This is a genomic window from Xylanibacter sp. (genome assembly GCF_057607445.1).
On record NZ_DBLZAX010000007.1, the window covers coordinates 107,661 to 121,762 of the forward strand.

The following is a 14,102-nucleotide window of genomic DNA, read 5'->3' on the forward strand; positions in this document are numbered from 1 at the left end:
ACGGGTGGTGAACTGTTATTATACGGTTATTTTGTTATTTTGTGAACGAGGTCTGGTTGTCGGCCCATCCCAACTTGTTGAGCCTTCCGCGCCACACCTGTCCGTTGCCGCCGCATATTATCCAAAGGCAGTTTTCGTCGTCAACCGTTATGGCAAACGTGTTGCTCGTTCCGTTGGTGAAGCCCTCGGGCATAACATAGCTGTCGTCAGTATGCCATGTCAGTCCGTTGTCCTGGCTTACATATATCTTTCCGAATGCTTTTTCCTTGCATGTGCCGAGCGCTGTTCCGCCTATGGCTATGAGCACGTCGCCGTAACGTGTCATCTTGAGGTCAGACAGGCGCGGCAGCTGATAGTTGTTCTCTTCGTTGCATTCTATCCATGAGTGCTGCTCCGAACCTGGGGCATACTCCTCTATCTTGCTCCACACGAAAGCCACAGAGTCTGCCGTAAAGGCGTCGTCGGCAGGATTGCCGGCTATTATTATGCGCTCTGAGCTTTTGTCTGTGTTAAGCGCGAAGGTGGCAAGTCCGGCATTGTGCACGGGCAGCTTTGCCTCGTCGCCTACTATGTTGTCGGCTGTCCATGTGGCACCGTTGTCGGCAGAGCTTACGGGTCTGCCTGCCGCATCCATGGCATACATCTTGCTTGTGCCTGCGCCAAGGAGCTGTCTGATATCAGCGGCTGCCACTGCTGTCCAGGCCGTTCCGTCGGCAGATGTCATCACGGTGCCGTTGCTGAGCGTATACAGCATGTTGTCCTTCACGATAACGCTCTTGTAAGCGTCGGCGTCGAGCTGAGTTGCCGCAGTCAGGGCGGTCCATGTGCCTGCCGCATCAGTTGTCAGAGCTGTAGTTGCCGTTCCGTTGCTTCCGAACAGCATCACCTTGCCGTTGAGCGTAACGGCCTTCATGCCGCTCATGGCCGTAAAGCGCGGCTCCACGGGCAGAGCATTCCAGCGGAATGAGTCGGGATCTTCCTTATGGACGTTCACGCTGACCTTGTAGGCACGATAGTATGCTCCGCCTACCGAATAGACTCTGAACTCGCGCGGCTGTGTGAAGTCTACAGAGTCAGAGCTGCTGTAATACGACAGGGTGTCGCTGTCTACATTCTTTATCACCACGATGCCCGAGTTCTTGCTTCCCACGTTGCATATCACGTGCGCGGCATCAGTGCCTGCTGGCAGAGAGTCGGGGTTGTAAATCTCGCGTTTAAGCTGGTCGATGTAGAATTTGTAGTTGCTGCCGGTAATCTCTACCTTGTAGACGCTGTCCTCTCCTTCGGATGACAGAGTGTGAAGATACTGATTGACCGTACCTAAAGAAAATGACGTTATGGCGGTGTCGTCATAATATACAAAATTGTTGTCGTTGTCGTCACTAAGGCATGAAGCCAGTAAAAATGTCCCGGAGAACAGTATTGCCAAACACTGGATAATACGTTTCATTCGCTGAATATTTTCTATTTTTAGCTGCAAATTTAATCAGAATTCCTTAAATAAAGCCTGATTTTAAATACTTTATTGTCTAAATTATTAATAAATTGGACTTTTTATATACATATATAAGTTTTTTTAAAGTTTTTATAAAAAAGAGGCCGGTATGAATCACTCACGCCGACCTCACAAAACCTTAACTGATGTTGGTGTTAATCAAATTAATGATGTACATTTTGGTCATCAACAAAATTTAAGACCAACATCACTTAATTAAAAATCTAATAACATAATCTTTACCTTAAATCTATCAAACTACTAACCTATGAAAACGTATTCTCACGAACACGAAGCAAAGATAGCGCATTGTGTGCGAACACACAAGCGTTTTCCTTTGTTTTTTGCATCAAAAAGCTGTTTTTTTGACTTAAATCAAAACACTTGTTTTTCGTCAACACAAACAGGCTGCCGCACGACGGCCGACTGCCTAAAACAGCCCGAACGGCCACGTAACATGCCCCCTCACGCCGCAGCATGCACGGACGGAAACCGGGCAGCGGCAGCCTGCACGGGAGCTAAAAGCCTGCGGCAGGACATGACAAAAACCGCGCGCGGCCACACACGCACATGCATGCAGGCCGGGCGCACATACCGCCCTGAAAGGGACAAAAAGACTATCACGCAGCGGCATCAGCGGCGCGTGAACACCATGCCGTCTACGACAAAGCTCTCCTTAACTCCGCCAGAGGCACCGACAGACACGGGCGACTTGACCGTAATCTGGCGTGTTGACGGGTTATAAACGAGCACGGCACGGTAAGTGTTGCCGTCGCGTCCGCCTACATACTCAATCACAGCCTTGTTGCCCTCTATCTTGCGGGCCCTTATCAGGCTGTTGTCCACCTTCATTCCGTTGCCGTATGCAACATAAATAGTTCCGTAGCACATCTCGCTTCCGCCTTCGGCGTTTTCCTCATACATGCTCTTGTAGTAGAGGTTTATGCGCAGCGTGCCGTCGCCCTTTGCCAGTTTCCATTCACCGTTGAACGGCGACGCCCTGTGCAGGACATACGAATTCTGCGGCAGTTTCTTCAGTTCGTCGTCCACATACGAGAAGCCGTCGCTGCTGGTCATCTTCAAACTGCCGTCTGCCATATACTCGAAGCTGAGCTTGGAGTCTTTCTCGGCAAAGTAGGCTGTGGCCGTGGCCCTGTTGCCGCTCATCTTAAGGTTTTCAATCGTATACGCCATCGACGTGTCATCGGGCTTGATTCTTATTATGCCGGCACACGGGTCGCCGTCCATCGAGTTAGGGTCAGATATGCTCTTTCCGTAGAAGTCGATGTCGACATACAGTCCGTCGGCATACCAGGCACCCTTGAACGGACGGGCTGTCTGAGCCTGAGCCGCAGTTACAGACGAGAATAACAACACACTGATAATAGCTTTTAGCAGCATTGCAGGTTTCATAATTTTAAGATAAGATGGTTAGGTTAAACATTTAAGAAACTCATCCCCGCGGGGCGTACAAGGGCGGAAGACGCACCATGACACGCACGGGATATTTTTTTACAAATATACTGAATTTATTTTTCTTTCGTGCCGGCAGGATAAAAAATAAAAGCGCAACCGCATAATTTATATACGGCAAAGGGGATATGGCATGAAATGTTGACAACTGTGAAATGCGCAGCAGCAAGATGTCTTGCCTAATGCCGGCACCACAAAAACAGCCTGCTTTGCAAAAGACGGCAAACGGCACGCCGAAACATGGCCTTTTGCAGGCTGAAAGGGCACCTTTTGGAACGCAAAAGGTATGCTTTTGCAAAGCTGTAAAATGCAATATGTTTTCAGCAAAGACTTATCACTCGTCACAATATGCCATAACCTGCTGACTGTCAACAACATAATCCGCAGCAAGCCTTGTCTGTAACTCATCACGCCGGGATGCCATACGGCAGATGTGATGAGTCAAGACATCAACTCATCACACCGCAAACGTCTGGCATACAGCGCATAACATGCCGCCGTGATGAGTGACGAGTAAATACGAAAAACTTTTCTGTTTCATATTATCCCAAATCGTCATCATATCGTATATGGCTTTATCCATTTTGTTCATTCATGCCTTCAAGCCGTCTTTTTGTCTCTATTGAGGCATTTTCGTCTGTCTTTCCATGACATAACCTGCCATAACCGCGAAAGGCGAAAACTACAATCCGCTCAATATAAAGCCAAAATAAAGACTGAACAATAACGGCAGACTTGGGATTATCCATCTGCCCCACCCCGCCTACAGGCATCAGGGGCTGTCAGGCAGACTCACCGCACGCTGCACGGCAGGGCGCCATGGGCCATACGGCAGGGCACAAAAAGAAAGTAGGCATGCCCATAAGGCACGCCTACTTAAAAGGATATCTAAATCTATTTTATTCAGAATTAGAGTTTCGGACCTGCAGCTACGAGAGCCTTACCAGCCTCATTTCCTTCGTACTTAACGAAGTTCTTGATGAAGCGGCCAGCGAGGTCTTTAGCCTTAGCTTCCCACTCAGCAGCGTCAGCGTATGTGTCACGCGGATCGAGGATCTTAGGATCAACTCCAGGAAGTTCTGTCGGAACCTCGAAGTCGAACATAGGTATCTTCTTTGTAGGAGCGTTGTTGATAGAACCGTCGAGGATAGCGTCGATGATACCACGTGTGTCGCGGATTGAGATACGCTTGCCAGTTCCGTTCCAACCTGTGTTAACCAGGTAAGCCTTAGCACCGCTCTTCTCCATCTTCTTAACCAGCTCCTCAGCATACTTTGTAGGATGCAGCTCGAGGAATGCCTGACCGAAGCAAGCAGAGAATGTAGGAGTAGGCTCTGTGATACCACGCTCTGTACCAGCCAACTTAGCTGTGAATCCTGAGAGGAAGTAGTACTTAGTCTGCTCCGGAGTCAGGATAGATACAGGAGGCAGTACGCCGAATGCGTCAGCTGACAGGAAGATTACCTGCTTAGCAGCCGGTGCGTGAGAAACAGGCTTAACGATGTTGTCGATGTGGTAGATAGGATAAGAAACACGAGTGTTCTCAGTTGTGCTCTTGTCTGTGAAGTCGATCTTGCCCTCAGCGTCAACAGTTACGTTCTCGAGCAGAGCGTCGCGGCGGATAGCGTTGTAGATATCCGGCTCGCTCTCTTTATCGAGGTTGATAACCTTAGCGTAGCATCCACCTTCGAAGTTGAACACGCCGTTGTCGTCCCATCCGTGCTCGTCGTCACCGATAAGCAGACGTTTCGGGTCAGTAGACAGAGTTGTCTTACCTGTACCAGACAGACCGAAGAAGATAGCTGTGTTCTCGCCGTTCTTGTCGCAGTTAGCAGAGCAGTGCATTGAAGCGATGCCCTTCAGCGGCAGGAAGTAGTTCATCATAGAGAACATACCCTTCTTCATCTCACCACCGTACCATGTGTTGATGATAACCTGCTCTCTTGAAGTTACGTTGAACACAACAGCTGTCTCTGAGTTCAGACCGAGCTCCTTGTAGTTTTCAACCTTAGCCTTAGAAGCGTTGTAAACAACGAAGTCAGGCTCAAAGTCCTCAAGCTCTTCCTCAGAAGGACGGATGAACATGTTCTTTACGAAGTGAGCCTGCCAAGCTACCTCCATGATGAAACGAACAGCCATACGTGTGTCCTTGTTGGCACCGCAGAAACCGTCGATAACATAGAGTTTCTTGTTTGAAAGCTCATTCTTTGCTATTTCCTTAACAGCAGCCCAAGCTTCCTGAGAAGCAGGTTTGTTGTCGTTCTTATATTCGTCTGAAGTCCACCATACAGTGTCCTTTGAAGTTTCATCCATTACGATGAACTTATCTTTAGGAGAACGTCCGGTGTAAATACCTGTCATTACGTTTACTGCACCGAGTTCTGTCACCTGACCTTTGTCAAAACCCGTAAGGCCGTCTTTTGTCTCTTCCTCAAACAATACCTCATAAGACGGGTTGTAAAGAACCTCAGTTGTACCTGTGATTCCATACTTTTCTAAAACTGACTTATCAAACTTTGCCATTTTAATAATATATTAAAAAGTGAATTATTTGTTCCTGATAGTTACCTTAAATCGGCTGCAAAGTTAGCAAAAAATCGATTATCAGCCAACAATGAAGGGTATAAAAAACACCTATAAAAAGTCTTTTTAGGTTAAAGTATTAAAAATTTAAACTGCCCGAAGTATTTTTGCAATTTGCACTTTGCAAAAACAAACGCTTCTCTAGACAAAAAGACTGCAAAACACTTTATAACCTAGCATCTTGCGCAAATCTTTAAATTATAACAAACAAGCTACTTCTATATCACGACGGAGACCACGAAAAGACGCAGCACCATATAAAACAGGAGTAAACATGGCTAGCACTTTGACAAAACAGGAAGTTATATCTGTAAATAAATCATAGGAAAATACTTACAACTGACTTTAAAACGTTTTAGTTACCATATTGCTTTCGTTTTAAAGAACTTCCATTTTAATTTGTCTGGACTTACCGGAAAATAAACGCCAACCGTATTTCCTTCTACGTCATAAGATATGCACTTGACGAAAGTTGTGGCCTCATAATATCCGTAGCTCATGTTCGGATTAAGGACAAAGCCAACTTTGCCATTGTTGTAATCAGCATAAGCACCTATCGAGTCTTCATCATGAGTAAAATATTCACCTGTCACGACCCAATCCTCATAAGTTGCAGGAATATACTTCAGCACCTTGACGGCTGACACAAAATAAACAGCGCCAGGCGTCAGCCCGTAATCGCTTATCCATGAGCCGAACTTTGCCTTTTCCCATTTATCATATTTCAATTCACCATTGTATCCGTACAGTGAATCCTTATGCCATTCCAAATCATCCTTTACGCTGTCATTATGCTCTCTATTTTCCAATACTGCATCACGAAAAGATTCCTTGTCGCCATAAAACTTGACATCAGGATAAGTATAAACAACCTTACCGTCTTTCATTATATGACGCTCAGTATCATTATCTTCATTAGAACATGAAAACATGATAAAAGCAAAAAGCATAAAAATAACATATTCCACTCTTTTCATATGGCAAACATATAAATTTTATCGACATGCAAGAAATATATTAATACAAAATAATGTTTTTAACAAAATTATATAATAAGCTTTATTGTATTACTAACATTTAAGCTTATTGACAAACATACTTATGCTACATGCCATCATGTTATATGAAAAAAGAAAAATATACCGTTTCATACGAATTTATTTTGCATTGCAACATATTTACGTTATCTTTGTCTTTCAAAAACGACTTATGGAAATCATAGACCTTAGTAAAGGAAACTCAATCATCAATCAGTATCTGGCAGAGATAAGAGACGTAAACTATCAGCAGAACCGCCTGCTGTTCCGCAACAACATAACGCGCGTGGGCGAGATGATGGCCTACGAGATAAGCAAGACGCTCGAATATGAGACGAAAGACGTAACCACGCCCCTGGGCGTATCGCGCGTCAGCGTGCCTGCCGACAAGATTATCCTTGCCACGATATTCCGCGCCGGACTGCCTTTCCACAACGGATTCCTCAACGTGTTCGACCACGCCGGAAACGCCTTTGTGAGCGCATACCGCGAATATACCGACAACGAGCACACCGAGGTGGGCATACATGTTGAATATCTTGCCACGCCGAGCATCGACGGCAAGACGCTCATCATAGCCGACCCCATGCTGGCAACGGGCGGATCGATGGAGCTGGGCTACAAGGCCTTCCTTACCAAAGGCACGCCCAAGCGCATACACATAGCCTGCGTGATAGCCACACCCGACGGCATAGACCACATAAAGAAGACTCTGCCCGACGACAAGACCACAATATGGTGCGCAGCCGTTGACCCGGGCATGAACGAGCACAAATACATCGTGCCGGGATTCGGCGATGCCGGCGACCTGTGCTACGGCAGCAAGCTGTAATCATGACAGACTATTTTTCTTAGCTCAGACTGCTTTTATCAAAATTAGGATTAAGGAAAAACATATAAAAAGAAACGCCCCGCAAACAGCTGTTTGCGGGGCGTTTCTTTTTATACAGACTTTTATTTTGCCCTATATTTATTTAACTTCCCAAATATCGTTGGTTTCGAGCAGCTCCATGAAGTTGTGATATTTCTTCTTGGCGCTTACTTCTTCGATTTGCTCCTTAACTGCCATTTCGTAGGTAGGAGCCTCAACGTCACGGATGACGCCGAGCGCAACGGGGAATCCGTGCTCGTTGTCCATCATGGCAAGTTTCAGCTGCAGAGTGTTGTCAAGGCAGTGAGCGTCGTGCACGAGAATGTCTTTCTCTGTGATGCCGTTCTCGCCCAGCTTAACAACCTTGAGGCCGAAACCTTCCTGCATGAGTCCGTACTCATTGTTCTCGCCGAAGATCAGCGGCTCGCCGTGGCGAACGTAGATAGCGTTCTTGGCGCGCACTTCCTTCTTGTAGATCGGATCATAACATCCGTTGTTGAAGATCACGCAGTTCTGCAGAATCTCGCACACAGAAGCACCCTTATGCTTATATGCAGCCTTAAGGATGTCTACTGTGCCCTGAGCGTCGGTGGCAACTGCACGTGCGAAGAAGTGGCCGCGTGCTCCGAAGCACAGTTCTGCCGGCAAGAACGGGTCCTCAACTGTACCGTAAGGTGACGACTTGCTGACAAATCCGCGCGGAGAAGTAGGCGAATACTGGCCTTTGGTAAGTCCGTAGATGCGGTTGTTGAGCAGAATCATGTTTATGTCGATGTTGCGGCGCATGGCGTGGATGAAGTGGTTACCGCCGATAGCGAGTCCGTCGCCGTCACCGCTAATCTGCCATACTGCCAGGTCGGGATTGGCAACCTTGGCGCCCGTAGCGATAGACGCAGCACGTCCGTGAACGGTCTGCATGGCATAAGTGTTTACATAATAAGGCAGACGGCTTGAGCATCCGATACCTGAAATGACGGCTGTCTGATAAGGCGGAACGCCGAGTTCTGCCATAGCCTTGTGCAGCGATGCGAGGAAGAAATGGTCGCCGCAACCGGGACACCACCGCGGCTGTCCCTTTTTATAATCTTGCGCAGTATATTCCATTGCAATTATTTTTATGGAGTAAAGAGTATGAAGCTAAGGAGCTAAGACAACAGCAAGCGCAGCGATTTATCATGCAAGCATGCCATAAAATCTGTCTGATTGTTATGTCAGCAATCTCTTCTTATCCATAGTAAAGGATATCCACGGCCAATACGGCCTTCAAGACATTTGTCTTAACTCCTTTACTCCATTACTTCTTTACTCTTGTATTTTACTTCTTAATTATTAATTATTTTGGTGAACGCCTTTACAAGCTCGCCTACCACGAAGGGCTGACCCTTAACCTGGTTGAACTGATAAGGCATGAAGTTGTCGATTCTCATGCGCAGATAGCCTGCGAACTGACCAAGGTTCTGCTCTGCCACAACTACCTTCTTATACTTGCCAAGCACTTCAGCTGTGTTCTTAGGCAGCGGGTTGATATAGTTGAAGTGAGCGAGAGCCACCTTATGACCGGCACTTCTCATCTCTTCCATAGCAGAATACAGATGGCCGAATGTTCCGCCGAAACCAACGATCAGCAAGTCGGCATCGTCGGCGTCGCCCTGCACTTCAAGGTCTGGAACAGGAATCTTGAACACTTTTGCTGCACGCAGACGGCACATCTTGTCGTGGTTCTCCGGATCGGTAGAGATGGCACCTGTGTCGCCGTCTTTCTCCAGTCCGCCCAGGATATGCTCGTAGCCTTCCTGTCCCGGTATAGCCCAGTAGCGTGCACCTGTCTCCGGATCTCTCTTATACGGAGTGTAAACGCCCTTCTGCTCAGGTGTTGCATAGTGAGGATGTATTTCGGGCAGCTCGTTGATGTCGGGCAGTTTCCATGCTGACGAACCGTTAGCCACGAAAGCGTCGGTGAGCAGCACAACAGGAGTAAGGTGCTCGAGAGCAATCTTGGCTGCAGCATATACAGAGTCGAAACAGTTTGTAGGACTTGTTGCGGCAATCACCGGCATGGGCGACTCACCGTTACGTCCGAAGAGAGCCTGCAGCAGGTCGGTCTGTTCGCTCTTTGTAGGCAGACCTGTTGACGGACCGCCACGCTGAACGTCGATGACAACGAGCGGCAGCTCGTCGATTACAGCCAGGTTCATGGCTTCTGACTTAAGACAGATGCCGGGGCCTGATGTAGATGTTGCGGCCAGGGCACCGGCGAACGATGCGCCAATGGCACTGGCGCATCCAGATATTTCGTCTTCGCACTGCACCGTCATGACACCGCACGACTTATGCTTAGCCAGTTCGTGCAGGATGTCTGTGGCAGGAGTGATGGGATATGAGCCAAGATAGAGCTTAAGGCCGGCCTTCTCGGCAGCGGCAATAAGTCCATAGGCAGTAGCCTTGTTACCCGTTATGTCCATGTAGCGTCCCTTAACCTTGTTCTTAGAGTCGATGCGGTAAGTGGCGGGCACGCTTGCGTGAGTGTTGTGGCCGTAGTCATATCCGGCATGCACCACCTTGATGTTGCACTCTGCAACAGCAGGCTTCTTGGCAAACTTCTCGCGCAGGAACGATGTAACAAAGTCGAGATTGCGGTTAAACAGCCAGCATACGACGCCGAGAGCAAACATATTGCGGCACTTCAGCACGGTCTTGTTGTCGAGTCCGCTGTCTGCCAGGCAGTCTTTCACCATCTGAGTTATCGGACAAGCCACCACGCGGTCGGGGTCGATGCCCATCTCGCCCAGGTAGTCGTCAGTTTTAAACTCGGCCTTCTTCAGGTCGGCCGGACCGAAGCTGTCGGTGTCGATGATTATCGTAGCCTGTGGCTTGGCAAACTTGTACTGAGTCTTCAGTGCAGCAGCGTTCATGGCCACCAGCACGTCACATTTGTCGCCGGGAGTGTAAGCACGTCCACTGGCGATGTGAACCTGAAAGCCCGAAACACCCGTAAGCGATCCTTGCGGGGCGCGGATGTCTGCCGGATAATCCGGAAACGTCGAGATTCCATTACCTATCGTAGCCGAAACTGTCGAGAAGATGTTTCCCGCCAGCTGCATGCCGTCGCCGGAGTCACCCGAAAAACGCACTACGACATCATCTAACTGTTTTACTTCCAATTCTTCTGCCATAAAAAGTCTTTTTAAACTTTATAACTTATTAGTATGTTTTTCTACCGTCTGTTGCCGCGCTGGGCTGACCCAAACGCGAGAACAATACTATGTATTTAAGATTAATTGCAAAGGTCGTAAAGATTATCGAAACCGCAAAATCTTTTTGCATAAATATTTAGCATCTGACAGCATTTTGTCGAAAATTGTTCACTTCTGCGACAAAAATTAAGTGTTTCAATAACAATAATAACACAATAAAAGTGATGAAAAAAATAATATGTCAGAGCTATTTTTTGCTAAAAAAACATCTTTCCGCTACATCAAGAAAACGCTGAAAGGCCCTGAAACACGCATATTTACGAGCCAAAGCATATCTGCACGGCAACCTTCAGGCATCACGTACAGCAGCTTTTCTGCCACGGCAAGGGCGAAAAGATGATAAACGATGCCTCAAACCACAAAAATTTCAAACTGAAAGCAGGCTGTCAGCGCTGCCTATTATAATATAATAAGGTGTAGCTCTACAGCATGCCATCAACGACAGATTCATCTGCACATCAATCCTGAGGCTATCTACCGGCATGAGTTGCCATAAGTATCTGTTTTTCTGCATATAATCATCTGCGTGCCAACAAAAGGCGACATTACAACAAATAGGATAAAACTTTGCTTTTAATCTGAAACGCCGTTATACACGAAGCCATAAAAACCGGCCGCATAAGTCAGACAAAAAACGCCGTATATGCCGTTTTATCATCAACAAGTTACAATCTGTAACCTTGACAAGCCCATAACAGGGGTTATCATACATTTTCTGGCTGTTATGATATAACAAATGCCGGTATGAGCCTTGATGCTTCATGCCGGCATTTGCAGTTGCCACAGCTGTATTTTTATTGTTCTTCAGCCAGTGTGAAATCGAGCTGGCGCTTCTCAACGTTGGCGCGTGCCACCTTGATTTTTATCGGGTCGCCCAGCTGATATTTGTTGTGATGACGGCGGCCAACGAGACAATAGTTGCGCTCATCGAAGTCGTAGTAGTCGTCGTCCAAGTCGTGCATGGGCACCATGCCTTCGCAGTGGTTCTCGTCTATCTCGCAGTAAATGCCGTAAGACGTTATGCCGCTGATGTGGGCAGGATATTCGTTGCCTATCTTGTCGGCCATAAACTCAACCATCTTATACTTTATAGAGTCGCGCTCGGCGTTCTGTGCTATCTGCTCCATGTCGCTCGAGTGTTCGCACAGTTCCTCATAATACTCTTTGTTTGCGCTGCGTCCACCGTTCTGATAGCGTGTGAGCAGGCGGTGAACCATCGTGTCGGGATAGCGGCGGATAGGGCTTGTAAAGTGGGTGTAATATTCGAAAGCCAGTCCGTAGTGGCCGATGTTGTGCACGCTGTATTTAGCCTTCATCATTGCCCTCAGCGCAACGCTCTCTATCACGTTCTGCTCGCGGCGGCCGTTGCAGTCGTCCATCAGCTTGTTCAGGCTGCGCGATATCTCGCCCTTGGTGCCTTCTGTCTTCAGCTTGTAGCCGAACTTCACGATAAACTCGCGCAGACGCTCCAGCTTCGTCGGGTCGGGCACGTCGTGTATACGATAAGGCAGCGTCTTTGCCTTCTGCCCCTTCTTCACCTTGCCCACGCCCTCGGCCACGCTGCGGTTGGCCAGCAGCATAAACTCCTCGATGAGCTTGTTGGCGTCTTTCGACTTCTTGAAGTAGCAGCGTGTGGGCTTGCCCTTCTCGTCAACGTCGAAATGAAGTTCCTCGCGGTCGAACTTCACCGCGCCGTTCTTGAATCTCGCCTTACGCAGCTTCTTTGCCAGCATGTCGAGCGTTATCAGCTCCGTGGCAAACTCGCCCTTGTATCCGTCCTTGCCTGCAGGCGGTGCGGGCTCGCCCGTGCCTTCCACCACTCCGTTGTCTTCCAAGATCTGCTGCACCTCCTCATAAGCAAAGCGGCGGTTACTCTTGATAACGGTGTGAACCAGTCGCCAGCTCTTCACGTTGGCATCAGCGTCAAGGTTGAACACAGCACTGTAAGCCAGTTTCTCCTCGTCGGGGCGCAGCGAGCATATAAAGTTGCACAGGCGCTCGGGCAGCATAGGTATAGTGCGGTCAACGAGATACACGCTCGTGGCACGTTTCTGTGCCTCCTTGTCTATTATGGAGCCTTCGGTAACATAGTGAGACACGTCGGCAATGTGTACGCCAACCTCCCAAAGGTCTTTGCCCAGCGGCTTTATTGACAAGGCGTCGTCGAAGTCCTTGGCGTCCTTCGGGTCAATGGTGAACGTGGTTACGTCGCGGAAGTCCTCGCGCTCCTTATAGTCTTCCTCGGTTATCTCGGCACTTATCTTCTCGGCAGCCTCCTCAACCTTCTTGGGATATCTGTACGGCAGACCATACTGTGCCAGTATGGCGTTCATCTCAACATCGTTGTCGCCGGTCTCGCCCAGGATGTCAACCACCTCGCCTATGATGTTCTTGTTGTCTGTGTCGGGCCACTTTGTAACCTTCACCAGTGCCTTGTCGTTGCTCTTTCCGCCCTTCAGCTTGTTCTTCGGTATGATGACGTCGTGAACAAATATGTCGCTGTTCGAAACAAGGAAGGCAAAGTCTTTCTCAACTCTCAGCTTGCCCACGAACGTGTCGCGCGCACGCTCAAGTATCTCTATAACCTTAGCCTCCTTGATGTGGTTCTCCCTGCGCGCCATGAACGTAACCTTGACGCGGTCGCCGGTAAGGGCGAAGAGCGAGTTGCGCTCTGCCACGAACACGGGCTTGCCGCCGTCGTCGGGCACAAAACTGTTCTTGCCGTTGGCCTTGCGTATGAAGCGGCCTTCCTGCACCTGTCCCTTGGTGTTCAGTTTGTATGAGTTGTCGCTCACCTTGCTCAGGAAGTCGTCCCATGCCATCTCCTCCATCACGTCCACAGCCAGCATCTTTGCCGGATGAGTCTTCAGGTTAAGAGTCTTGAATATGTTTTTGAAACTTAGTGTCTTGTCTGAGTTCTGCAGAAAGAGGTTTTGCAGCATCTCCGATATTTTGTTCTTGGTCAGCCTCTTTGTCGATTTTTTTCCTTTTGCCATAATCTTGTGTTTTTTTTTAATTCCCGGCCTGCCGTCAGCCTCGGTTCTGTGCGCGGTCTGTGCATCAGCCCTGCCTGAGGGCTCTGTGCTGTTCTGCGCCGTGCAGGCGTGGCATAGCCTTTCTGTGCGAAGTTACGAAAATAATTTCTTACTTCAGCATTAATTTCACCTTAAATAATTAATTTTATGTTACATATCGGTTAAAACTGCCAGCCGCAGCTACCTTAAGGACACAAACAAGGCATATTGGGGCAGCATTTTTTGCGTGTTGTCAAAAAATAAGCGTATCTTTGTAAAGACGTTGGCGATGCGTTGCCGACACAAGAAACGTTCGTATAATCATAAATTTGCGGATATTATCTGTCTTGCCGTGTCTTTCGGTCCGGCTCTTTT

General features: G+C 48.2%; 8 protein-coding genes. 1 reads left to right on the plus strand and 7 read right to left on the minus strand.

Annotation, left to right across the window (positions count from 1 at the left end; translation table 11 throughout):
• Positions 1-34: 34 nt before the first annotated feature.
• The 4 genes from bamI to ACZMIG_RS07240 all read right to left on the minus strand — a co-directional run bounded on the left by bamI (position 35) and on the right by ACZMIG_RS07240 (position 6,438).
• Positions 35-1,450 (minus strand): BamI family beta-barrel-assembly machinery protein, encoded by a 1,416-nt coding sequence (bamI, locus tag ACZMIG_RS07225; RefSeq protein WP_482692904.1) that lies wholly within the window; start codon positions 1,448-1,450, stop codon positions 35-37.
• 678 nt (positions 1,451-2,128) lie between these two features.
• Positions 2,129-2,908 (minus strand): hypothetical protein, encoded by a 780-nt coding sequence (locus ACZMIG_RS07230; RefSeq protein ID WP_287603143.1) that lies wholly within the window; start codon positions 2,906-2,908, stop codon positions 2,129-2,131.
• Between the two features lie 969 nt (positions 2,909-3,877).
• Positions 3,878-5,491: a phosphoenolpyruvate carboxykinase (ATP) gene (gene pckA, locus ACZMIG_RS07235; protein ID WP_021853553.1), complete on the minus strand. Its 1,614-nt coding sequence runs from the start codon at positions 5,489-5,491 to the stop codon at positions 3,878-3,880.
• A gap of 419 nt (positions 5,492-5,910) precedes the next feature.
• Entirely contained in the window at positions 5,911-6,438 is a 528-nt protein-coding gene (locus ACZMIG_RS07240; protein WP_147630840.1) for a hypothetical protein, read from the minus strand.
• Between the two features lie 322 nt (positions 6,439-6,760).
• On the opposite strand from ACZMIG_RS07240, the gene upp reads away from it, so the two are divergent.
• Positions 6,761-7,420: a uracil phosphoribosyltransferase gene (gene upp, locus ACZMIG_RS07245; protein WP_053398709.1), complete on the plus strand. Its 660-nt coding sequence runs from the start codon at positions 6,761-6,763 to the stop codon at positions 7,418-7,420.
• Positions 7,421-7,558: 138 nt separating this feature from the next.
• Here upp and ACZMIG_RS07250 read toward each other — a convergent pair whose 3' ends face one another.
• The 3 genes from ACZMIG_RS07250 to rnr form a co-directional block, all read right to left on the minus strand.
• Positions 7,559-8,563 carry a 2-oxoacid:ferredoxin oxidoreductase subunit beta gene (locus ACZMIG_RS07250; protein WP_053398928.1) on the minus strand — a complete coding sequence of 335 codons (1,005 nt, stop codon included), beginning with the start codon at positions 8,561-8,563 and terminating at the stop codon, positions 7,559-7,561.
• A gap of 218 nt (positions 8,564-8,781) precedes the next feature.
• Positions 8,782-10,632, minus strand: a complete 1,851-nt coding sequence (locus ACZMIG_RS07255; protein ID WP_053398929.1) for a 2-oxoacid:acceptor oxidoreductase subunit alpha — start codon at positions 10,630-10,632, stop codon at positions 8,782-8,784.
• 875 nt (positions 10,633-11,507) lie between these two features.
• A complete protein-coding gene (gene rnr, locus ACZMIG_RS07260) occupies positions 11,508-13,709 on the minus strand; it encodes a ribonuclease R (protein ID WP_021853671.1) in 2,202 nt (733 codons plus the stop codon).
• Between the last annotated feature and the right edge of the window lie 393 nt (positions 13,710-14,102).